We start from the raw sequence: 23,362 nt of genomic DNA on the forward strand, positions 1-23,362 counted from the left end.
GCTCATGTGATATTAACAAAATTTAAGTATTAAAATTTTCTAAAAGGATAATAGTCAAACTTCGGTAGATATTAGCCAAATTGAGCAAGATAATAGTCAAATTTAAGAAAATTATTGCCAAGCGATAAAAATCAATCCCCTGAAGATGGGATAATAGTCAAACTTCAGAAGATATTAGCCAATTTGAGCTAGATAATAGTCAAATTCGGGAAAATATTTGCCATGCGAAAAAAATCACTTCCCTGATTATGGGATAATAGTCAAACTTCAGAAGATATTAGCCAATTCGAGCTAGATAATAGTCAAATTCGGGAAAATATTTGCCAAGCGATAAAAATCAATCCCCTGAAGATGGGATAATAGTCAAACTTCGGTAGATATTAGCCAATTTTCGAAATATAATAGCCAAACCAAAAAGCACTTCCTTAATTATGTTCGAAAGATATTAGCCACTCCCGCCTACCTTCCTGCACAAAAAAATATCATCCAATCCAAAGTTGGATGATCCTTTTTTCTTTTACTGGTCTAATTTTTCCATTCCTACAATCCTTGTTATTTTCCAATCATCATTTTCCTTTACAAAGATTGTAACTTGTCTAACCGTACGATTAAGTGTTGCATCTGTTCCATGTTCTTTCACATGATAATCAATATTCGCAACCACATGAGCTTCGTCTTCGTTATACTTCACAATCGTAGCATCTGAATCCTCTAATTTTACATCATGATTTTTAAATGTTTCTTTTAACATTTTAATTTCTTCTTCATAATTAAATCCAATTGCATTTTTGGAAAGAACATTTGCGTAGCGATCAATATCTTTCGCATTAAATGAATTAATATATTCATCAAAGGCAGCAATAATTTTTACTTTTTCATCTGTAGGAACATTCGTCGCTTCAACAAATTGGTCACCGATCATTTCAAATCCAATTGCCTCATCTGACTCCCCAGTTGTATTTTCTACGGATGAAATTGCTTCAGGTTCAGAATCAGCATTATTATTTCCACATGCAGTTAGCAGGAATACTGCTGCAACTACCAAAATCAACCAGTTCTTCATTTACCCTTACCTCCCAAGGTAATATTGTAGCATATGAGCAACTACCATTTCTATTGATGCAGATTTTTGTCGAAAATACAAGAAACTTTTCATCATCTACTTAAGACGAAATCACCTTAAACTTAGTTGCCTCGATTTACAAATCCTCTCCATTACGCACCATTTGCATAATTGAATTCAAAAAAAACAAGAACAAAAGGTTTTCAGCCTATAAAAAAAACCGAACGATTATTTGAAACTCTATTTTGAGCTTCAATATCGTTCGGTTTTTTAATTATATACCAAAATGCGTATGATAATTCTTTTTAAGAAGGCTAATTTTAGTTCTGTCCCAACCTCTTACAAAATTACAGTATGTAAATTTGTTCTTGGTGCTTATGGAATTATCGTACTTCCACCCAACCGTTTTTAATAGCGGTTACGACAGCTTGTGTACGGTCATTTACATTCATTTTTTGTAGAATGCTAGATACGTGGTTTTTCACTGTCTTTTCAGAAATGAACAATGTTTCACCAATTGCACGGTTAGATTGTCCATCAGTTAATAATTGCAGTACTTCACATTCACGTTTTGTGAGCAAGTGGAATGGACGACGAATTTCTGTTTGATGGAAGTTTCCTTTATTTTCATGCTCACTTAGGCGACGGAATTCAGCTACTAAATTTTTCGTTACTTTTGGATGCAAGTAAGATCCTCCATTTGCAACAACCTTGATTGCTTCTACTATTTCATCTGCATCCATTTCTTTCAGCATATATCCTAAAGCACCGGATTTTAAAGCGTGCGTAACATATGATTCATCATCATGAATCGAAAGCATAATTACTTTTGCATCTGGAAATTCTTGAATTAATTCTTTTGTTGCATCTACGCCATTTTTACCTGGCATATTGATATCCATTAACACTACATCTGGTAAATAGTCTCTATATAAACTGATGATGTCGCTGCCGTCATCGCCTTCTGCAACAACCTCAAAGGATTCTTCAAACTCTAAAATACGTTTTACTCCTTCTCGGAATAATTGGTGATCGTCAATAATGATTATTCTTGTCACAAAGCATTCCCCCTTAACAAGTATATTACAGTTGAAATTTCTGTTCGTTATTTGGATATGGTATTTTAAACATAACTACAGTTCCATTTCCAATTTTCGTTTTAATATCCATCGAACCTTTTAAAATTTCAACTCGTTCTCTCATTCCAATAATTCCAAAAGATTGCTCTCTTTTGGCTTCTAAGTCGAAACCACTACCGTTATCTTTTACAATAACATTTAAATTGTTAAGATTCCATTCTAGTTTAACCCAAATATCTGTTGGGTTTCCATGTTTTACCGAATTATTCACGCATTCCTGCACTAATCGGAAAATTGCGACTTCATAATTTGAAGGAAGTCTCGTTTCATTATTAAGAGATTGAAAATGAATGTCTACACCCTTGTTATATTCCATAATTGTGGACAAATATTTTTTTAATGTCGGCACAATGCCAAGATCATCTAATGCCATAGGACGTAAATCGTAAATAATCCTTCTTACTTCAGACAATGCTTCTCTAACTGTTTTCTTGAGTTCTGAAATTTCCTTTATAGCGGCATCAATGCCTCTTTCACGATATGTTTTCTCAATTAAATCAGCTCGCATCAAAACATTTGCCATGATTTGTGCAGGTCCATCGTGAATTTCACGAGACAATTTTTTTCTTTCCTCTTCTTGAGCGGCAATGATATTTATGCCAAATTCATGTTTTAATTTTGCCTGCTCAAGTGCTGCACCCACATTTTTCAAATCGGATGTTAAATAATTTAACACGACATTCACTTGATTAACGATATGGTCGGCTCGTTGTATTGTATCGTATAATACTTTTAGACGCCGTTCAAGGTCATCACGTTTCTCTCGTAGGCTTTTTTCTTCGGCCTCGGAAAGTGATAACTGAATTTGCAAGTCGTTGGCAGTTTCATAAGCCTCTCTGACTTGCTGTTCTGAATATTTATCGAAATGTCTGCTAACTTCTACTAGCCTTTGTTTTGCCAGTTGCGTTTGGCGAGCTAAATTATCACTATTCTGAATAACTACTTTTAATTTCTGCTTAATTAATTCCAATTCGATTTTCATTTCCTCAAAGCTTCTACGGCTTTGTTCGCTGATTATAAAAATATCGTTTTTCGAATTGGTAATATTTTCAATCATCCGATTAAAAATAAAATCAATCGATTGGATATCAATTTTGTTTTTTTCATCAAAATACATGATTTGTCCCCAATCCAATTGGTGTAATATAATAAATTATATGTGAGCAACTATTAGTATTTAATGATTATATTATTCTAACATTATTATACCATTTTCCAGTAAACTTTTAAGAAAATTTTTTATTACAAGGAATTCGTTTTTTTGGAAAATAAAGGAGTTTTTGTAATGCGAAAGGACTACAAAACTGTTAAGGGTTATGGAGAAAAAGAGATTGTTATATCGAAATCTCGATTTATCGCTTATGTTGACAGGGCTGAAACTGAAGAAGAAGCTATTAATTTTATTAATAAAATAAAAAAGATGCATTATAATGCTACCCACAACTGTTCTTGCTATATGATTGGCGAGCATAATCAAATTCAAAAAGCGAACGATGATGGGGAACCTAGCGGAACTGCTGGCGTTCCTATGTTAGAGGTGCTAAAAAAACAAGGACTACAAGATACTGTCGTTGTTGTTACTCGATATTTCGGTGGCATTAAACTTGGAGCTGGAGGGCTTGTTCGGGCATACGGAAAAGCTACTACAGAAGGGATTGCGGCTGCCCAAGTAGTGGAAAGAAGACTACATCATGTAATGAAAGTAACGATTGATTATACATGGCTTGGTAAAGTGGAAAATGAAATTCGAAATTCGAAATATACATTAGCTGAAATCCAATATGCTGACAATGTCGATATCATCGTTCATGTCTTAAAAGACGAAGAACAAGCCTTTGTCGAATGGATGACAGAATTAACTAACGGACAAGCGACAATTACATGTATTGACAAAATGTTTATTGAAAAAGTCATTTCATAATCGTTTCAGTCCTCGAAAAAATTTCTTTTTTGTCAATATTTCATTGTCATAATTTTTCAATTTACTGTTTTTCGACAACATTGTATAATTATACGTATTGAACAATTTTGCTTTTCACATAAGATTTACCTGTGATGAATCTTAAGTTGAAATCCATAATAAACATAACAAGCCGTACAAAATCAACATTCCTACATATATAGAGGAGAGTATATATAATGAAACGAATGCAGAAAAAGGAGAAAAAAGGAAAACGTTCGACAAAGTTTTCGCTAGTACTTAAAGTATTAGCACTTTTGTCGGCTTCATTCTTAATTTGTGCAACAGCTTATGGAATTTATTTAACGAAAAAAGCTGAATACGCAGCAAAACAATCTTACGAAGAGCTTGAGGAACGACAATCTTCTCCTAAAAGGGAAATAAAAGCTGAAGCTGAAATCGATAACATTTCCATATTGTTTATCGGTGTGGATGACAGCGAGACACGGGGTCAAGGTTCCGATCATTCTCGTTCAGACGCCCTTTTATTAATGACACTTAATCGTGAAGCAAAAACAGCAAAATTAGTCAGTATCCCTCGGGATTCATATGTGTACATACCAAAAGTAGGATATCAAGATAAAATTACGCACGCACATGCTTTTGGAGGCACAGTGGCAACAATCGAAACAATAGAAGAATTATTTGATATTCCTGTCGACTATTATGTACGCATGAATTTTAATGCATTTATCGATGTAGTCGATGCGCTTGGCGGTATCGATTTAGAAGTTAACATTCCATATGCCTTCTATGAAAAAGACGAAAACGACCGCTATTCTATTTATTTAGAGCCTGGATACCATCATCTAGATGGGCGAAAAGCATTAGCATTAGCACGAACTCGTAAACATGATACAGATTTTGCTCGTGGTGAGCGTCAACAAGATATTATTAAAGCCATTGCCAATAAAGCACTTTCCTTATCCTCCATCACGAAATACGATGAAGTTCTTTTGGCAATCGGTGACAACATGAAAACTAACTTAACATTCGATGATATGAAATCGTTCCTTACGTATTTCTCAGGTGGCATGCCACAAATTGATACTTTAACGTTACAAGGTCAAGGTGATATGTCTACAGGAATTTATTATTACATGTTAGATCGAGAATCTTTAGAAGAGACAAAACAAATCTTAAAAAGCCATTTAGAAATCATCCCAAGCAATGCAAGTTCTAATATCTCTGAAATCGGTAGCGACGATGAAACACAGCAAGTAGATGTTGGTTCATATTCTTACTCATCAAATTGGAATCGATAAATAATTGACAATAGGCAAAATACACTCTCAGTAGCTTGAGAGTGTATTTTTTATATTGGAAAGGGGAGTAGTTTTTTCAATCTACAGTCTGAACAACTTAGCATCATTTTATTCACTGTAAAGAATTAATTCTTATGATTATTATAAAGAGATATACTTTTCACATGTATGGGTAATACTTTACGCTTATAAAGATAGCCTTCTAGCTCGTGTGGGTGCAACTGAAGCTTGTGCAGATAGTTCATTGGCTCGTGTAGATGTATCCTCTATTTGTGCAGATAATTCTTTGGCTCGTGCGGATAACTTCTCAACTCATGAAGATATTACTTCAGCTCGTGCGTTTAGTTTCCCAGCTCGTGCAGATAACACCCAAGCTCGTGCAGATAACACCCAAGCTCGTGCGTTTAGCTCCCCAACTCGTGCAGATAACACCTAAGCTCGTGCGTTTAGCTCCTAACTCGTGCAGATAGCACTCCAGCTCGTGTGTATAACTCCTCATCTTGTGCATATAACACCCAAGCCGTGCGTTTGGCTCCCCAACTCGTGCATATAACACCTAAGCTCGTGCGTTTAGCTCCCCAGCTCGTGCATATAACACCTAAGCTCGTGCGTTTAGCTCCCCAGCTCGTGCATATAACACCCAAGCTCGTGCGTTTAGCTCCCCAGCTCGTGCATATAACACCTAAGCTCGTGCGTTTAGCTCCCCAACTCGTGCATATAACACCTAAGCTCGTGCGTTTAGTTTCCCATCTTGTGTAGATGTCACTCCAGCTCGTGCGTTTAGCTCCCCAGCTCGTGCAGATAGCACTCCAGCTCGTGTGTATAACTCCTCATCTTGTGCATACAACACCTCAGCTCGTGCGTTTAACTCCTAAGCTCGTGCATATAACACCTAAGCTCGTGCGTTTAGCTCCCCAGCTCGTGCGTTTAGCTCCTAACTCGTGCAGATAGCACTCCAGCTCGTGTGTATAACTCCTCATCTTGTGCACTCAACACCCAAGCTCGTGCGTTTGGCTCCCCAACTCGTGCATATAACACCTAAGCTCGTGCGTTTAGCTCCTAACTCGTGCAGATAGCACTCCAGCTCGTGTGTATAACTCCTCATCTTGTGCATATAACACCTAAGCTCGTGCGTTTGGCTCCCCAACTCGTGCATATAACACCTAAGCTCGTGCGTTTAGCTCCCCAACTCGGGCAGCTAATGCTCCAAGCTTTGGCATACATCCGCTCAACTTGTTCAAATGCAACTTCAAATATGTGCAGATAACCTCAAATTTGTTTAAAAGAAACCACAAGCAAATCAATTCCTCCAAACATAAAATAAAAGCCACTACTTCTTAGAAGCAGTAGCTCATCACATTTATCCAATTGCAAAAAAACTTCCCAATATGAAAACTCAATTACTTACTTAACATCTTCACTAAATTAATGAGCGGTCGGTAGTTTTTGCCCGCAAGACCTATTACTTCTACAAACAATTCAATGGCAACTAAAATAACAGTGATAAGAAGAATTGCTCCCCAAAGTTTTGCCATAGAGAATATGATAGATGCAATTCCAAACATTACTGCAATTCCATAGATAATCAATACCGTTTGTCGATGAGAGAATCCCATTTTCATTAAACAATGGTGCAAGTGAGATTTATCTGGATCCGACCATTTTTGCTTATTGCGTACGCGACGCACGATTGCAAAGAATGTATCTGAAATCGGCACACCTAACAAAATAACTGGGATAATGAATGATACTAACGTTAAGTTTTTAAAACCTAACAATGAAAGCACAGCAATCATAAATCCTAAAAACAGTGCACCCGTATCGCCCATAAAAATTTTTGCCGGATGAAAGTTAAAGAATAAAAATCCAATCGTACTACATGCTAATATTGCAGCAACGGCAAGTACAAATCCATTGCCCATAATATAGGCCATCGTTGCAAGAGTAATTAATGCAATCGTTGACACGCCTGCTGCTAGTCCATCTAAACCGTCAATTAAATTTACCGCATTCGTAATTCCAACAATCCACAATAGTGTTAACGGAATACTCAATAATCCAAAATTTAAAATACCGTTATCAAAAGGCAAGTTAATGAAGTCAATTTGCACACCGCCCATAAAAATAACAATGGAAGCGGCAACAATTTGCCCTAACATTTTTGCCTTTGCACTTATTTGATATTTATCGTCTAAAATACCAGTAATAACAATTACCAAAGCACCTAATACAATCGATAAAGGCATTAATGAACTTTCATATCGAGGACTTTCCGGTCTTAGTATCGCTAGTCCTATTAAAAAGGATAAAAATATAGCTAAACCACCTAGACGTGGCATTATTTTTTGATGCACTTTCCGATAATTCGGTGCGTCCACAGCACCTATGCGAAACGCTAATCGTCTAACAATCGGAGTCAGTATGATGGACGCGACTAGCGCCACTGCTAAAGACACGTAAACCATGTCTATCCTCCTTAGAAAAAGAATTCCATTTATTATTAAACCTAAGATATTATAGCATGAATAAATAAGAAAACCTAGTCTTTCCTTTAAAATGTAATTAAATATCCAATAAAAATGAATCATCAATCAAATTACTATAAAAAGACAATATTGGAAATACTAATGATTACAATATCTTCATACTTATTTTCCCCGTGATTGAAGTAGTCATACATTCAAAAGTTTGATAGAATAACAAAGGTGTCTATATTTATTTAGACCACAAAAGGAGCGTAAAAAAATGTTCTCAATTTTCAAAAATAAGGAAAGAACAAGTAAACGAGAATTAAAACATTACTATAAAATAGTAGAAAAAATTAATCAACTCGAAGCTACATACTCATCGATGTCTGATGATGAGCTTAAAAATATGACTGTAAAATTTAAAGAACGCCTTGCAAATGGTGAAGATTTAACAAATATCATACCTGATGCCTTTGCTGTCGTTCGAGAAGCATCAAAACGCGTCCTCAACATGCGACATTTTGACGTTCAATTAATTGGTGGTCTCGTTCTAACAGAAGGAAATATTGCTGAAATGCCTACTGGTGAAGGGAAAACTTTAGTTGCTTCTCTTCCTTCTTATGTGAGAGCCCTCGAAGGAAAAGGGGTTCACGTTATCACTGTCAATGATTACTTGGCAAAACGGGACTTCGAATTAATTGGTCAAATTCACAAATTCCTTGGCTTAAAAGTTGGTTTGAACTTGCCAATGATGGATTTAGAGCAAAAGAAAAAAGCTTACAATGCAGACATTACTTACGGTGTCGGTACGGAATTTGGCTTTGACTATTTACGTGACAACATGGCTCGTAATGTGGAAGATAAAGTGCAGCGGCCATACCATTTTGCCATCATTGATGAGGTAGACTCTGTTCTAATTGATGAAGCAAAAACTCCACTTATCATTGCTGGAAAAACTCCTTCTCAAGAAGAACTGCACCGTATTGCTGCCATGCTTGCAAAAACCTTCAAAAAAGATGAAGATTATGAATTCGATGAAGAAACAAAAGCTACTTCTCTTACAGATCAAGGAATCGACAAAGTTGAAGAAGCTTTCGGCGTAGATAATTTATATGATTTAGATCATCAAGTATTGTACCACTACGTCATTCAAGCGGTACGTGCCCACGTGATGTTCGAACGCGACGTGGACTACATTGTGAAAGATGATAAAATTGAGCTAGTCGACATGTTTACTGGCCGAATCCTTGAAGGACGTTCTTTATCAGACGGTTTACACCAAGCCATTGAAGCAAAAGAAGGCGTCACGATTACTGCCGAAAATAAAGCACAAGCTCAAATTACCGTCCAAAACTACTTCCGTATGTACCCTAAACTTGCCGGAATGACTGGAACTGCAAAAACGCAAGAAAAAGAATTCATTGAAGTATACAACATGCGAGTTGTTCAAATTCCAACAAACCGTCCAGTCATTCGTATTGATCAACCAGACATCGTTTTCGAAACGCGGGATGCAAAATACGAATACGTAGCACAAGAAGCAAAACGACGCCAAGAAAAAGGACAACCAATACTAATCGGAACCACTTCTATTCTACAATCAGAAGAAGTGGCAAAATATCTAGATAAATATGGACTAGAATACCAACTACTCAATGCGAAAACAGTTGAACAAGAAGTGGAATTAATCTCTCAAGCAGGACAAAAAGGGCGAATTACGGTCGCAACAAACATGGCGGGTCGCGGTACTGACATTAAACTCGGAGAAGGTGTTCCAGAGCTTGGCGGTCTTTATGTAATCGGAACAGAAAAGCATGAAAGCCGTCGTATTGATAATCAGCTTCGCGGGCGCTCCGGTCGACAAGGAGATCCTGGTGAAACCCGCTTCATCGTCTCATTGGAAGACGATATGTTCCGACGTTTCGCTAAAGAAGACGTTGAAAAATTCAAGAAAAAAATGGTCGTTGATGAGAAAAAGCAAATTCAAAACAAAGATGTACAAGAATTAATTGACCGTACACAGCGGATTGTTGAAGGCGCTCACTTTGCATTGCGTGAATACAACTTAAAATTAGACGACGTCATCAATGATCAACGAAAAATATTGTATACTTTAAGAGATAAAGTTCTACACGAAGAAGACATTATCGAAATCATTCAAAAAATGCTCTTTGATGCAATCGACTTTGCTGTTCGTGATAATGCTGATGAAGAAATTGGCCAAGAAGAATGGAATTTTGATGCAATAGAAAATACATTAAACTCCTTCTACTTAGAGAAAGTCACATTAGACCGTACAGTAGTAAAAGTCAATCACATTTTTGACCAAGTAGAACCTGGTTACTTGCAATTAAAAGAATTTATCCAATCCTTCGAGAACAATGAAAGAGTGCTAAGCATTTCACAACAAGTAATGCTCGGCTTCATTGATCGCATGTGGGTAAATCACTTAGCACAAATGACATATTTAAAAGAAGGCATCGGCTTACGCAGCTATCAAGGTGAAGATCCAATGCGAATCTACCAGCGAGAAGGACTCAAGTTATTCGGTAAGAACTTCCAAGAACTTCGCGTCCAAATCGTTTCAGAATTGGTGAAATTTATGAACATTCGCCGAAAAGAGGAGGAAAATGAATAATGGGGCTTTTTGATTTTTTTAAGAAAACCGATAAAGTTGGAACAGACAGTGCAATCGACTCAAGTAATTTAATTGAAGGAATTGAAGAATCATCCGAAAAAAAATTAGTGAAAACAAAACTATCACTTCATCCGGATTGGAAAGTACCGCAAGAACAAAAATACGTGTTCAGCTTTTTAGCAAATCAATTAGTACCGTTACGTCCAAATCAATTGTCTCTTGCTGCCATTGATATCGATGAAGATAAAAAAACAGGAACTTGGTACGTGCGTGCGTTCTTCCGATCATCAATTCCCCACAATATTGAATTAGGGGAAATTGGACTGCTTATATTAGATAAAAACAATAAACGCTTAGCTGGAAAAATATTTGATTTTAAAGAATTGGGTACACTTCCTCCTGAAAGTTGCAGACCTTGGGTATTCGTTTTCGAGAAGCAATATATCGAAACAGATGAACTTCCTGGCGAAGGTTGGAAAATTGCCTTTAACTTGAACACATTAAAAGAACATACGCTAGATTTAGATGAATCTTGGAAAAAGCAACTTCCAATCGAACAACAAGAGTTGCTTGCAAAAGTTGTAAGTAAATTGCCAGAACTAGGCCATAATGAAGTGAATATTACAGGTTTACAAGCAAATTTACGTGATGATAAGAGCTTATCTGTATCCATCTTCATTCGAAATGGAAATGATCGTGCAATCAATGTTGAACAATTACCATTAGAAATAATTGACGCGAACGGTAAAAAAATTGCAAAAGGATCATTTACAATAGATCCTCCTTTAACTGTTAAAGCTCGTACAACGAAACCGTGGACATTTGTCTTCCCACCTGAATTAGTGGATGCAGAAGGTGCAGATTTATCTCGCTGGAAAGCTGTCGTACCACAATAAAAAAGTAACGCGTAGAGCAATCATGCTTCTACGCGTTTTTTGTATTGTATTATATCTTACAGCTAATAACATTTTTACACAGGTTAAATTTTTTAATAGGTTTTGTTTCGCTCTTTTGCTTTTCTTCAATTTATCTCTTTTTCTAAAATTTTATTTTGAACTTCTAAAGGTTTTTTATAACTTTTCTTTCTTATTTGACGTTTTAATTCCATTGCTTTTCTATATTGATAAACTTTTTCTGAGATTTCGTTTTTATCTTTATTCCTTGTTAATAATTTTACAAATAAATCTTCTACGGAATAACAGAGTTTTTGATAGAATCCCACCAATCTTTCCTCCCTATTTCACCATTTTTCTAGCTATATAAAAACGTCTAGCCAACCAGCCAAAAATTCCTAGACTAGCAACTGTTGTCGTTGCTGCCATATTATCTTTTCTTTCTTTCACTCCTAAGTCATAATAATGTTTAAAAACCTTTTCCGCATTTTTATATTCCTCTGGCAATTTATAATCTTCTCCATTGACTCCCATTTCAAATGCCAAATCTTTAATCTTTTCTACTTCTTTATTATTATAGAAGCCTTCTTTATACCACTCGACCAATTCAGCATCTTCTAATTCAGGGTCTTGGTACTCAATCATTGTAAACGCTGCTTGATATCCTAGGGAAACATATTTTTCTTTTAATTCTTTGCGTCCTTTTTCATAAGCACTTTCATAAACTTCTAATAGTTCTCCCTCTAAATCTTTTGGTTTTTCTTTCATATTATTCAGGCCATGTTCATAACCGATTTGTTCATATTCTTTTTTCTTCGCTTCCAAAACTTCTTTTCTAGCCTTATTAAAGCCTTCTTCAAAAGCTTGTTTTACTACTAAATTTTCTTTATATTGTTCTGGAATTATCAATACATCTGAAGTGCTTCCTAATTTATATCCTTCTTCATTGGCGATTTGTTTTTCATTATCTAACTTGCTTTTCCCTTCTTCATATCCTTTCAAATATCCCAATTCGTATCCCTCTACGTAAGGAACACTACCTGTTGCAATTGGCATTCTCTCTTTTCCAGCGTAACCATCTTGAAATCCAGTTTTATATCCTTCTGATTCGCCTTTTGATTTATCCCTTGCTGCTATTTCTTCTGGAGAAGGTCCACTTTGTTGGACAGTAGTAGATTTCGATGAATTTCCTCTAGAACCACTTCCTGAACTGCCTCCACCATTATGATAATGGTATTCTCCATACTGTAATCCCCATTTTTCGCAGTTTGTTCTACAGGTATGTCCACCATTGCTATCAGTTCTACCTGGGTGTGCATAAGCAGTTATAGAAGAAAATAAAATAATTGCTAGCACTGTAAAAGCAGTTAATTTCTTCGCTAATTGCATTTCTCCTTTACACTTCCTCCTTATAAAACTTTATGACCACCTATATTCTTATATTATAGTAAAATATTTCTAAATTTAGGAGTAGTTATTTACAGACAATTAAAAAGGGAAACCCACAAAAATAGGTTCCCCTCTGCTTTTTATTTTCCCAAAATAATATATCTATAAAATTTTAATTTCCCTCAGAAATCAACTCCACATCCGCCACACGCTTAGCCCCTACGAAACGGTCATACCAGTAGTATTGATCAAAGAAGTTCGATAAACTTACCCCTTCTCCTGTTTGAGCATGTATCATTTTACCATCACCATAATAAATTGCAACATGGGAGATTCCTAACCCTGATGTATTATAGAACAATAAATCTCCTGGCCGAATTTCACCAATCTTCACTGGCTCCCCAATCTCATACATTTCCTTTGCGGTACGGGGCAATTCTATCCCTAAATCACTAAATACTTTTCTGACAAATCCTGAACAGTCAAAGCCGCTTGTTGACGTTCCTCCATACAAATATCTTATCCCTAAATATTTAATTGCAGTCTCCCGCAATTCCGTTGAAGTAAAATCTGTTGAATCCTTTTCCGTTGCACCAACTGCTATAGGAGAAAAACAAATGACTACACCAGCCACAGTTGCCAAAAGCAATTTTCGAATATTCTTTTGGAAAATGATAGTACCCTCCATCGTGAAGTAGTCAGAAAATTCAATCATAAAAAGTGTAACATGTGAGGGTTTGTAGTAACATTACAGTTCATTTACATTCACATTACATCAAACATTCACGATATCGGCTGTATAAAACTTGTTAACCGAGGCATTAAAGCTTCTTACTGTAATGAATTTGTAAATCTATTTTACGAATATATCAAAAGAGAATCTAAGAAATCCTCTATTATTGCGTAATATTTGTAACTTGAATTTTTCTATAATATTAAAAGGGTATTTTTCTACTTTGATAGAAGAAATACCCTTTTTAAAAACACGATAAAATTGTCAATTAATTCCTTTAAACCGTTTATATGTCACGAAATGTTTCTTCCAATAGTCATAATTAACGTTCGATACTTCTACTCCATTGTCTCCTGCATGGATGAATTTTCCGTCCCCTAAATATATCCCCATATGAGATATGCCTGTTTTGTACGTATTTTTAAAGAAAATCACGTCGCCAGGAACTGGGTTTTTTACTACAGTCGTATCTTGGTTAAAATAGTCTTCACTGCTTTTTCGCTGAATATCCAACCCTGCATTAACAAAAACGTACCGTACAAACCCAGAACAATCAAATCCTTCTGGTGTATTTCCCCCAAATAGATAAGGTACACCTAGTTGAGCATTAGCAATTTCCAACACTTTGTTATATATAGCTTGTCCTTTTTCTGAAGGATCCTTATCAATCATCTGTTCTTTTTCTAACTGTTTTTTAATTACTTCATCAACTAACAATTCATCATGCGGGGGATTCTTCACTTCATTCTCGATATTTTGGTTAGGTAAGTCTCCCTGCTCCTCATGATTTGGAGATTGAGAGGATGAATAAATTGTCAATATTTGACCAGCATATATCACATCAGCAGAACTTAACTGATTCCAATTCATAATGTCTTCAACAGTCACATTGAATTTTTTGGAAATTTTTGTTAAAGTATCACCTTTAACCACTTTATATGTAATTTGAGAAGCAAGTTGTCGATCTGGAATATTTAATTTTGTCATTCTAGCTTTAGATAAAGTTTCTTTTCTCGTCTTAGAACGGTCGATATTCGAAAAATTATTAGGTAAAACGTTGTTTTTTATGTTAAAATGTTCAAGTGTTTTTTCGCCGCTGCTTTTACCACTCTCAGTAGATGCATAAGCACTTTGGGCGAAAATACAACTTGCCAACAAACCCGCACTTATTAATACAATCGACTTTTTTCGCCGGTACACCCTATCTCCCTCCTTATAAAAAGATTAACTATATCATACTTAATATTTCGGATAAAAACTAATAATTTTTTAGAAATAATTAAACATTAAGTAAGGAATTCTTAAAATATCCAAAAATATTATTTGTCTTTTTCGACGATAGATGATATAATTCGACATTGTTACCGTTCTAATTATTTATTATTTTTAGAAATTTTCCGCTATTCGAAAATAAAGGAGAAAATGCAACTATGAAAAACTTAGGAGATCTTGTAAAAAACAATTTAGCTGTGGGATTTATGTTATTTGCTCTATTTTTAGGAGCTGGTAATATTATCTTTCCGCCACTATTAGGGCAACAGGCAGGAGAAAACATCGTACCTGCAATGATTGGTTTCCTTATAACTGGAGTGGGGTTACCACTTCTAGGTATCGTAGCTGTTGCAAAGAATGGCGGGGATTTGCAAGAAGTAGCTAGTCGTATTCACCCTTGGTTTGGTGTAATTTTTACATCAGTGGTTTATTTATCAATCGGACCGCTTTTTGCCATTCCTCGTACAGGAGCAGTTACATATGAAATCGGTATTGCTCCGTACTTATCTGATGCACAAGCTGATAGCTGGGTACCATTATTTATAAGTTCATTTATTTATTTTGCTATTAGTTTATATTTAGCATTAAACCCAACAAAATTAGTTGACCGTATTGGTAAAATATTAACACCAGCATTGTTGATTGTCATTCTGTTGCTTGCACTAAAAAGTGTGATTACTCCATTGGGTGCTCTTCAAGAAGCAAATGGAGATTATATTACAAAAGCCTTTTCAAAAGGATTTGTTGAAGGTTACTTAACAATGGACGTGCTCGCTTCCCTTGTATTCGGAATCGTTGTCGTGCAATCCATTCAAGCAAAAGGAATCATAGATCGTACTAAACAAGTAACCATTACAATTTTTGCAGGAATTATAGCAGCCATTGGATTAGCATTTGTTTACGTTTCTTTATCATGGATTGGAGCATCAAGTCCATCAGCCATAGGCTATTTTAATGAAGGTGGTAGCGTTATCTCTGCTGCATCCAAAGCATTGTACGGTAGTGGAGGAAGCATCATTTTATCATTAGTCATCATTCTTGCTTGTATCACTACTTCTGTGGGATTAATTACAGCGAATGCCACATATTTCGCTAAAATCTTCCCAAAAGCATCTTATAAATTATTAGTTGTGATTTTTACAGTATTTTCATTCTTCATTTCCAACTTTGGATTAGCGAAATTAATCGCGATTACTTTACCAGTTTTATTATTTATTTACCCTATTGCAATCGTACTCATGTTTATGGTGATGTTCGATAAAGCTTGGAACCGAGCACCAATCGTTTACAGTCTTGCTCTAATTGCCACTGCTTTTGTAAGCTTATACGATGGAATTCAAGGGGCAGGATTTGAAATTAATTGGTATGCAAATATTGTAAGTTCATTACCATTACACAGTCAAAGTCTCGGATGGTTACTTCCTGCAATAGTTGGATTAGTGATTGGTTGGGGGATTCATTTAATTACTAAATCTGCAAAACATGCTAAATAATTAAACTGTCTGAAAATTCATATTTAGATAAATCCTTTGCGGTGAGACTACCGCAGAAGCAAAAATTTAGTAAAAATCAAGATATTGAAAGAATAAGGGTGTTTAGAAAGTTTTAGGCTTTCTAGACACCCAATTTATTGTTACAAAAATATTTCAAAAACAACGAACTTTTCGTTTTAATTACACTTCAATGTACATATGGTGTATTAAAGAAGACAAACTATTCTATTCTTTCATATACATATAAAATCCTCAATTTCTGTCTTTTCTCCACTAAAGATTTACATAATCTACGATGTTAAATTATTTATATTTCGTTTCTCTTGGGAAGGGCATCTCAATCTATTTCCTCATTATCCTTCTCACTCACCAAGAAACAACCAGACTCTATCAAAATTTTACAAACGTATTAAAATTCAATTCTATTACGAAAAGTCAATTGCTATAATGGATATATCTAGAAAGAAGGGGTGTGCTATATGAAAAAATGGTTTCCAATAATCTCTATGATTTTTCTATTTCTTGCAATGCCATTCAATGTACAAGCTGCAACAACATTGCAAGAAATAAAAGAGATTGTCAAAAGTGAATATGTGGGCGAAATAAATGGAAATATCGATCAAGCGAATACCATCAATGAAATAATGGAAATGCTTGATCCATACTCCAACTATTATACCCCTGAACAATATGAAAGCTTTATCAAAAGCGTTGATATGAAGCAAATCGGTATTGGGGTTGTGATTCAAAAACATGAAAACGGATTGTTAATTACGGACGTATTAGAAAATGGAAGTGCTTACGAACAAGGGTTAGTAGTTGGAGACATCATTACAAAAGTCAATTCAATATCCCTTAAAGGAAAATCAGTTGAGGAAGGCCAGTCATTACTTTTAGGAAAAGAAAATACAACGGTAAAGCTTGAAATTTTAAAAGAAAATGGTACAACCGTTGTAAAGCAATTGACACGTAAAGCTTTCTCAATACCAAATACCACGAGTCAAATTCTATACGGAAATATTGGCTACATACAGCTTCAATCATTTTCTGAAGATGCTGCTGACCTTGTCAAAAAGGAATATGAAAAATTAACCCAAAAAGGTGCAACTTCCTTTATTCTCGATTTGCAAAATAATGGCGGCGGTTATGTAGAATCTGCCGAAGAATTAATCGCTTTATTTAAAAACGCAATGTTTGCATACAAAGTCAAATATCAGGAAGGCAATACACAATATTATTTATATTACGATCGAGATCATTATAAATATCTATTAGAGCCAGACGGTACTCTGTTGGTAAACTTACCTTATTTTGTGCAACCAATTTTTGATAGTAATACGAAAGTACTTGTCAATCGTTATAGTGCAAGCGCTTCTGAAATGACAGTCGCTGCTTTATCGGATTATGACGCTGCTGTTGTTTATGGTGAAAAAACTTATGGAAAAGGCACGATGCAAGGGTTTTATCAATTATCAGATGGCAGTTATTTAAAATTAACAATAGGAGAATTTTTCGGCCCAAAAGGAACAGTCATTCGCGATCAGGGAATAATGCCACATATTAACACAAATTCAAATCCTATTTATCAAGCACACTTCGATGCAATTGCAGAAAATCTAGTAAACTATAAAGAGTTGAAAGCATTATTAGATGTTCCGACGACGAAAACATTTAATATCACATTAAATCGTCCATTAGGTGCTATAAATGAAAAGGATGTTGAATTAGTTGAATTAGGTGGGAATAAAGTAGATGTTAATATATTAACGGATGGGAATCAATTAATTGTGACACCGAAAAAACCGTTGAATGAAGGTGGAGAATATATGCTTCTCATTCATCCAACATTAAAAGACAATCAAAATCATCAACTGAAAAAAGGTGCTTACTTGCACATAACAGTAAAAAAAGAATTTTAAAAGGAACATCTAAAATGAGTCATATTTATTGGAGCGGAAAATAAATAATGGCTCATTTTTTATGTTTATTTAAGGAACCAAAAAAAATAATCCTTAAAAAGTTAAACTTTTTTAAGGATTCCAATTGATGAAGCAATCTAGTATTGGCAGAACTTTTCTATTAAGGTCCATCATGTAATTTATCTTTATCTACATATTAATTCTTTAGCAAAATAAATATTAATGAGTTCGGAAGCTAATTGCTCCGGCTCTTTTTCTTTTGTAAACAACATCGTTAGTGTAAGCCGCTCAATAGCACCAACAATACTGTTTATAAAAATACGAATATCATGATCCGAAAATTCTACTCGTTCTTTTAATTTTTCCTCAAGAATTTGTGAAAAGATGTTTTTTAATTCCTCCGACTCTTCTGTTTGGTAGAAACCGATTTTTGTCAGGTGTGGATTACTGGCGAAGAATTTAAAAAGAACTGTAAAGTTTGTTTGTAATTTTTCGATGAAATTATCTTCATTCCCCACATTGATACGATTTACATTTTCTAAAAATTCATTTCTAAATTGTAATATCAAATCATTATATAGTGATTCTTTATTTTCAAAATAAAGATAGAATGTAGGTTGTGTTAAATTAGCAGCCTTTACGATATCGCTAATTTTAGTTTCATGATACCCAAATTGTGAAAATAATTCTATCGCCTTTTCTTGAAGTAATTTTTTACTTTTTTCTCCACTAGAGTTGACTTTTCGACCCCTCGGCAACTGGACTACCCCCATTCCAAAAACGGTGTGTTGAGTGTTGTGTAAGAATGAAATCGGCTCTTACGGAATTATATTCTTTTAAGAAAAAAGTCGTTTGTTGACAATATTTCCACTACGCAAAAAGTGTTTTAGTAATATAACGTTTCGAACTTTTCGTAAGAGGCATTTCATTTTATTATTAAATCAAGTTCATTATAAAATGGAAATACTTTAAATTGAAGATATTTATCATAATAATACAATTTTCAATCATAAAAGTAGATAAAATCAAACTATGTTTAAAAAATAATGCAAAAATAATCTAGTATTATTATCATAATACATTAGGCATTATGTATTAAATGTATTTTAATATTTTATACCTATATCAATAATAAAACATTAAATTTCTTATTCTTCCATTTAATTACTTACTAATAATATCTTAATATAACTTAAATTTCGACAATTAATGTTAGCAAATTTCATTTATCCTACAATAGCAAATAGTAGGCTACCGTATTAATATGTCACCATTAATAAAAAAGTGGAATTTACTATAACCCATCGGGAATTGTTGAATCTTAAACAATCCCGATAAAGTTAGTAAATTCCACTTCTTATCCATTATCCAATTAATTCACTGAGCATTATAACCTGTGATTTAACTTTAAGATTGAATCTAATTAATTTAATTACTTATTGCTAAAATACTTCTTTTTGATTCCGTTAATATAGTCCTCAACTTCTTTTATTCTAAACAGCATGAATAGACCAATCGTACTTACACTGAAAATAACCAATCCTGTAATAAATGTAACCCACTTATAATCAAAAACGAGATATTTGCTCGATAAATACGTGATACAACCGATTAAAATAAGCGGTATGGATAGTTTGAAGGAATCCTTTAGTTTTCCATTACCTATCTTCAATCCATATCTAAAGTGTGCATAGATAATTAGCAACACTGTATTGACAACTGAACTGATTAACGTACCCCAAGCGATAGAATTAACTCCTGTTGAATCAGCAAGTAAATACATCACCGCAATATTCACGATGAATACATTGACGATGCTGAAAATAACAGGAGCGATCGAGTCTCCTTTTGCATAATAGAAACGAGTAATATACGTATTCGCAGCTAAGAAGAACATAGATAACACGAAAATTTGCATTACTGGTGTCGTTAATTTAGTTCCTTCTTTAGTAAAATTTCCGTACTCAAAAATCACTTGAATAATATTTTCCGCGTAGAAATATGCAAATATGGATACAGGAATCATCAACAATACTAAATAACGTAACCCTCTGCTATATAAACTTTTAATGGATTCATGATCATCTTCTGCTTCTTTGCGGCTTAATATTGGGTAGATTACCGTCGTCACCGCTGTAATTAAAATCGTTTGTGGAAACTGTGTTAAACGGGAAGCATAGTTTACAACGGAAATCGCACTTTCTCCAAACCCTAAAAGCTGAGCAAAGAAACGTTGCAACATGGCATAAATCTGAATTGTTCCACCACCAATCATGATGGGTACAACCATTATCCATAAGTCTTTTGTCGTCGCATCTCGTTTAAATGAGATTCCGATTGGATGTGAAGAATCCAGCTTGCGATAACCTACAATTAAGAAGTAAATCATAATGATGGAACTGGCAAAAGCACTTATACCGTAAGCGATTGGACCAATCACAAAAGATAATGCGACTGCAATAACTAAAAACGCCACATTATATATTAAAATCGAAAAACTGGATAAATGAAATTTATTATGAACATTTAGTAAACCGCTATAATACGATGCGAGAATTAAGAAAATTGATGAAGGCATCATCCAGTAAAATAAATGCTTCGTTAATTCAATTGCATCAGGTGCAATGTCTTCATTATTCTCAAATAACATTTTAATAATTGGGTCGGTAAATAGGAGTAATACCGCTGTCATGACGATTCCAGAGGTTAACACAATCGTGAAGGACTGTTTCACAAATTCCGATTGGTTCGTCGTTTTCCTATTATATAGAGAAATCACAGCTGTCGTAAAAGCACCGCCGACTACTAAATATAAAAAGTTCGGCACCATATAAGCGGTAAAAATACTGTCCGCTGCATAGGAAAATCCGTACTGGTACCCAACGGCCATTTCCCGGAAAAACCCGAAGATGCGGGCTGCTATATTAATGATAGCTACCGCTCCAACGATTTTTAAAAATTTATTCATAGGCTAGAACCTCCGTTCACCGCAGATTCATATAGCCTAATGACACGTTTCGTAATTTCATCAGCATCATGAATATGCAAAATCTCATCACATGCCTCTTGATTGGTATACTGTTCTTTTGGTGTCGTTAGAGCATTGAACATTTCATCAGCCAGCGCTTTCGGATTTTTTGGCTCTACTAAATGCCCAGCACCATCTTTTAATAAATAAGTTAAACCTCCAACATCCGATGCAATGACAGGCGTTCCGCTAGCTATTGCTTCTAAAGCCACTAAACCGAAGCCTTCTAAATGCGAAGGTAATACAAACACATCGCTCGCTTGATACCATTTCACAAGCTCGTTTTGTTTCATTGGTCCATACATTAGCACGTCATCATCCATTAATGGCGATAGACTATTCACAAAACTTCTATCTCGTTGAGAACCAATGATCACAAGCTTTACTTTTCGATTCGCCTCTTTTTTCACTTGCTGGAAAGCAATTAACAGCTCTTCTACACCTTTTTGCTTAATGACATTCCCAACAAATAAATAGATAAAGGCATCATCATCTAGATTTAATTCTTTTCTTACTATTTCTTTATTTCCAGGTTTGAATTGTTGCCTATTCACACCCATACTGCAAACTAGAATTCGATCACGAGGAATCCCATAATCCTTTTCAATTTGATCTGCTAACACTGGACCAACGGCAATTACATAGCTGCTTTCTTGTAAAATCTTTTCTGTCCAATTGCGAATGCTGGCACTTTTCTTCGCCATCCGTTCAATATCGCCACCATGGGCAGTCACCACATACGGAATATTGAACATTTTCTTCATCATGAATGAAAAAACACCGGATGGAAAAACGTAATGAGCATGCGTAATGGAAATTTCCTTTTTATATTTTAAAGCTTTCGAAAGAACCTCTTTTGCCCACTTACTATATTTCAATATGGTATTTTTCTTACCTGTCTTTGGATTATCATTTGCTGCGACAATTACATCAATATTCGAATTTCGCAGTGCTTCCACTTGATTTTTTACGAAAATACCAAACGAGAGATGTTCTTTTGAAGGATACATATTGCTAATTACAAATACTTTTTTCATTTGTCCTTCACTGCCTTCATCATCAATTCTTTGCCTTTACTCGCCTCTTCATATGCCTTTGCAGCAATTTTTTTCGTTTCACTCACAACTTCTTTCCAATTTTCTCGAATAACGCTAAAGGAACGGGATATAATCATTTCATCCTTTTGAATATCTTCAATCGTAAGACATCTTTTTTCGTTTCCTGTTAATCTCATAAAATTGGTTACTTTTGGATGATAAGAAATCGCAATCACTGGCGTTGCAGAACATGTTGCAATAATTAAGGAGTGCAAACGTGTACCGATGACTGCATCGTATTTACTCACCACATCAATTAATTTCATCGGTTTTAAATTCTCATCAATAATTTTTGTCTTCGATTGATGCTTCATTTTCTTTTGAATATCCTTCGTCACATAGACATCTTGAGGATATTTCGTAGCGAAAAAGGTAATATTGACATGTTCCTTTTCGATTAAATGATCTAAATTTTTAGCCATTCCAGTAGTGTAACTTTCATATTTGTCGACGTCACCAAATGGCCAATAGTTCGCGTTATACATTGGAACACAAGATACGGCGACTTCCTTTGGCTCGTTAGAATAGCTATCTTTTGGACTGTATAAAGTAAAGGCAGGATCACCAATCACTTTAATTTCTTTTTTGACACCTATTTTTTCTAATAGGTCTTTTGATTCTGGATCTCTCACTGAAATATTGAAGGCATGTTTACACATTAATCGAATCATTAGGCGACCGGTAATGGTATCGAGAGGACCAGCACCACAGCCGTAAACGATATATGGGACTTTCGCATGCTTTGCCATCAGTGCATATGTGCTATATAGGTGAGCTTCACGGCGATAAAAATCCATTAAAATCCCGCCGCCACCAATAATGAGTAAATCAAATTGAGAAACATATTTTTTATTCGATTGATATGTAGTCACTACCGTCGCATAAATGATGTCTGAATTTTCAGTTTTATTTTTTTCTGGACTTTAGAGAAAAAACGAAAACACCTAAGCGAGGGTAGTAAACATCCATTTTTTTACTATAACCTATGACTTGTGCAACAACGAC

20 protein-coding genes are annotated in these 23,362 nt (G+C 34.9%); 7 read left to right on the forward strand and 13 right to left on the reverse strand.

The window, feature by feature from the left end; all coding sequences use genetic code 11:
* Nucleotides 1-517 precede the first annotated feature (517 nt).
* From NSQ18_RS04165 to NSQ18_RS04175, 3 genes are all read right to left on the reverse strand, one after another.
* Nucleotides 518-1,063, reverse strand: coding sequence for a nuclear transport factor 2 family protein (locus tag NSQ18_RS04165; protein ID WP_339289095.1), 546 nt, complete (start codon nucleotides 1,061-1,063; stop codon nucleotides 518-520).
* A 383-nt stretch (nucleotides 1,064-1,446) separates the two neighbouring features.
* On the reverse strand, nucleotides 1,447-2,121 hold the full coding sequence (locus tag NSQ18_RS04170; RefSeq protein ID WP_016837976.1) for a response regulator transcription factor: 675 nt from the start codon (nucleotides 2,119-2,121) through the stop codon (nucleotides 1,447-1,449).
* Nucleotides 2,122-2,146: 25 nt separating this feature from the next.
* Entirely contained in the window at nucleotides 2,147-3,319 is a 1,173-nt protein-coding gene (locus NSQ18_RS04175; protein ID WP_339289097.1) for a sensor histidine kinase, read from the reverse strand.
* A gap of 168 nt (nucleotides 3,320-3,487) precedes the next feature.
* Between NSQ18_RS04175 and NSQ18_RS04180 the strand changes: the two genes are divergently transcribed.
* The 3 genes from NSQ18_RS04180 to NSQ18_RS04190 all read left to right on the forward strand — a co-directional run bounded on the left by NSQ18_RS04180 (nucleotide 3,488) and on the right by NSQ18_RS04190 (nucleotide 5,863).
* Nucleotides 3,488-4,123 (forward strand): YigZ family protein, encoded by a 636-nt coding sequence (locus tag NSQ18_RS04180; protein ID WP_016837974.1) that lies wholly within the window; start codon nucleotides 3,488-3,490, stop codon nucleotides 4,121-4,123.
* A 227-nt stretch (nucleotides 4,124-4,350) separates the two neighbouring features.
* Nucleotides 4,351-5,427: an LCP family protein gene (locus tag NSQ18_RS04185; protein WP_247595902.1), complete on the forward strand. Its 1,077-nt coding sequence runs from the start codon at nucleotides 4,351-4,353 to the stop codon at nucleotides 5,425-5,427.
* Nucleotides 5,428-5,638: 211 nt separating this feature from the next.
* Entirely contained in the window at nucleotides 5,639-5,863 is a 225-nt protein-coding gene (locus NSQ18_RS04190; RefSeq protein ID WP_339289099.1) for a hypothetical protein, read from the forward strand.
* Nucleotides 5,864-6,151: 288 nt separating this feature from the next.
* On the opposite strand, the gene NSQ18_RS04195 is transcribed toward NSQ18_RS04190, so the two are convergent.
* A complete protein-coding gene (locus NSQ18_RS04195) occupies nucleotides 6,152-6,274 on the reverse strand; it encodes a hypothetical protein (protein WP_339289100.1) in 123 nt (40 codons plus the stop codon).
* 553 nt (nucleotides 6,275-6,827) lie between these two features.
* Nucleotides 6,828-7,892 carry an MraY family glycosyltransferase gene (locus NSQ18_RS04200; protein ID WP_096550420.1) on the reverse strand — a complete coding sequence of 355 codons (1,065 nt, stop codon included), beginning with the start codon at nucleotides 7,890-7,892 and terminating at the stop codon, nucleotides 6,828-6,830.
* A 280-nt stretch (nucleotides 7,893-8,172) separates the two neighbouring features.
* Between NSQ18_RS04200 and secA2 the strand changes: the two genes are divergently transcribed.
* Both secA2 and NSQ18_RS04210 read left to right on the forward strand, forming a co-directional pair.
* On the forward strand, nucleotides 8,173-10,533 hold the full coding sequence (gene secA2, locus NSQ18_RS04205) for an accessory Sec system translocase SecA2 (protein WP_339289101.1): 2,361 nt from the start codon (nucleotides 8,173-8,175) through the stop codon (nucleotides 10,531-10,533).
* Nucleotides 10,533-11,429: an accessory Sec system S-layer assembly protein gene (locus NSQ18_RS04210; RefSeq protein WP_016837965.1), complete on the forward strand. Its 897-nt coding sequence runs from the start codon at nucleotides 10,533-10,535 to the stop codon at nucleotides 11,427-11,429. Before secA2 ends, NSQ18_RS04210 begins: the two co-directional genes overlap by 1 nt.
* Nucleotides 11,430-11,554: 125 nt before the next feature.
* Here NSQ18_RS04210 and NSQ18_RS04215 read toward each other — a convergent pair whose 3' ends face one another.
* From NSQ18_RS04215 to NSQ18_RS04230, 4 genes are all read right to left on the reverse strand, one after another.
* Nucleotides 11,555-11,755 (reverse strand): hypothetical protein, encoded by a 201-nt coding sequence (locus NSQ18_RS04215; protein WP_339289103.1) that lies wholly within the window; start codon nucleotides 11,753-11,755, stop codon nucleotides 11,555-11,557.
* 13 nt (nucleotides 11,756-11,768) lie between these two features.
* Nucleotides 11,769-12,815, reverse strand: a complete 1,047-nt coding sequence (locus NSQ18_RS04220; RefSeq protein WP_339289105.1) for a YHYH domain-containing protein — start codon at nucleotides 12,813-12,815, stop codon at nucleotides 11,769-11,771.
* Between the two features lie 172 nt (nucleotides 12,816-12,987).
* Entirely contained in the window at nucleotides 12,988-13,530 is a 543-nt protein-coding gene (locus tag NSQ18_RS04225) for a C40 family peptidase (protein WP_016837964.1), read from the reverse strand.
* A 282-nt stretch (nucleotides 13,531-13,812) separates the two neighbouring features.
* Nucleotides 13,813-14,748 (reverse strand): C40 family peptidase, encoded by a 936-nt coding sequence (locus NSQ18_RS04230; RefSeq protein ID WP_016837963.1) that lies wholly within the window; start codon nucleotides 14,746-14,748, stop codon nucleotides 13,813-13,815.
* Nucleotides 14,749-14,978: 230 nt separating this feature from the next.
* Between NSQ18_RS04230 and brnQ the strand changes: the two genes are divergently transcribed.
* Together brnQ and NSQ18_RS04240 are read left to right on the forward strand one after the other, a co-directional pair.
* Nucleotides 14,979-16,313 carry a branched-chain amino acid transport system II carrier protein gene (gene brnQ, locus NSQ18_RS04235; protein ID WP_016837962.1) on the forward strand — a complete coding sequence of 445 codons (1,335 nt, stop codon included), beginning with the start codon at nucleotides 14,979-14,981 and terminating at the stop codon, nucleotides 16,311-16,313.
* Between the two features lie 479 nt (nucleotides 16,314-16,792).
* Entirely contained in the window at nucleotides 16,793-18,232 is a 1,440-nt protein-coding gene (locus tag NSQ18_RS04240; RefSeq protein WP_168412341.1) for a S41 family peptidase, read from the forward strand.
* A 185-nt stretch (nucleotides 18,233-18,417) separates the two neighbouring features.
* Here the strand turns inward: NSQ18_RS04240 and NSQ18_RS04245 are convergent, their stop codons facing one another.
* The 4 genes from NSQ18_RS04245 to NSQ18_RS04260 form a co-directional block, all read right to left on the reverse strand.
* Nucleotides 18,418-18,990 (reverse strand): TetR/AcrR family transcriptional regulator, encoded by a 573-nt coding sequence (locus NSQ18_RS04245; protein ID WP_339289108.1) that lies wholly within the window; start codon nucleotides 18,988-18,990, stop codon nucleotides 18,418-18,420.
* A gap of 674 nt (nucleotides 18,991-19,664) precedes the next feature.
* Nucleotides 19,665-21,200: a lipid II flippase MurJ gene (locus NSQ18_RS04250; protein WP_096550409.1), complete on the reverse strand. Its 1,536-nt coding sequence runs from the start codon at nucleotides 21,198-21,200 to the stop codon at nucleotides 19,665-19,667.
* Entirely contained in the window at nucleotides 21,197-22,297 is a 1,101-nt protein-coding gene (locus tag NSQ18_RS04255; RefSeq protein WP_168412342.1) for a glycosyltransferase, read from the reverse strand. Before NSQ18_RS04255 ends, NSQ18_RS04250 begins: the two co-directional genes overlap by 4 nt.
* On the reverse strand, nucleotides 22,294-23,229 hold the full coding sequence (locus tag NSQ18_RS04260) for a polysaccharide pyruvyl transferase family protein (protein ID WP_339289110.1): 936 nt from the start codon (nucleotides 23,227-23,229) through the stop codon (nucleotides 22,294-22,296). Before NSQ18_RS04260 ends, NSQ18_RS04255 begins: the two co-directional genes overlap by 4 nt.
* Between the last annotated feature and the right edge of the window lie 133 nt (nucleotides 23,230-23,362).

Source organism: Ureibacillus sp. FSL K6-0786 (assembly GCF_037965165.1).
Classification (GTDB): Bacteria; Bacillota; Bacilli; order Bacillales_A; family Planococcaceae; genus Ureibacillus; species Ureibacillus thermosphaericus.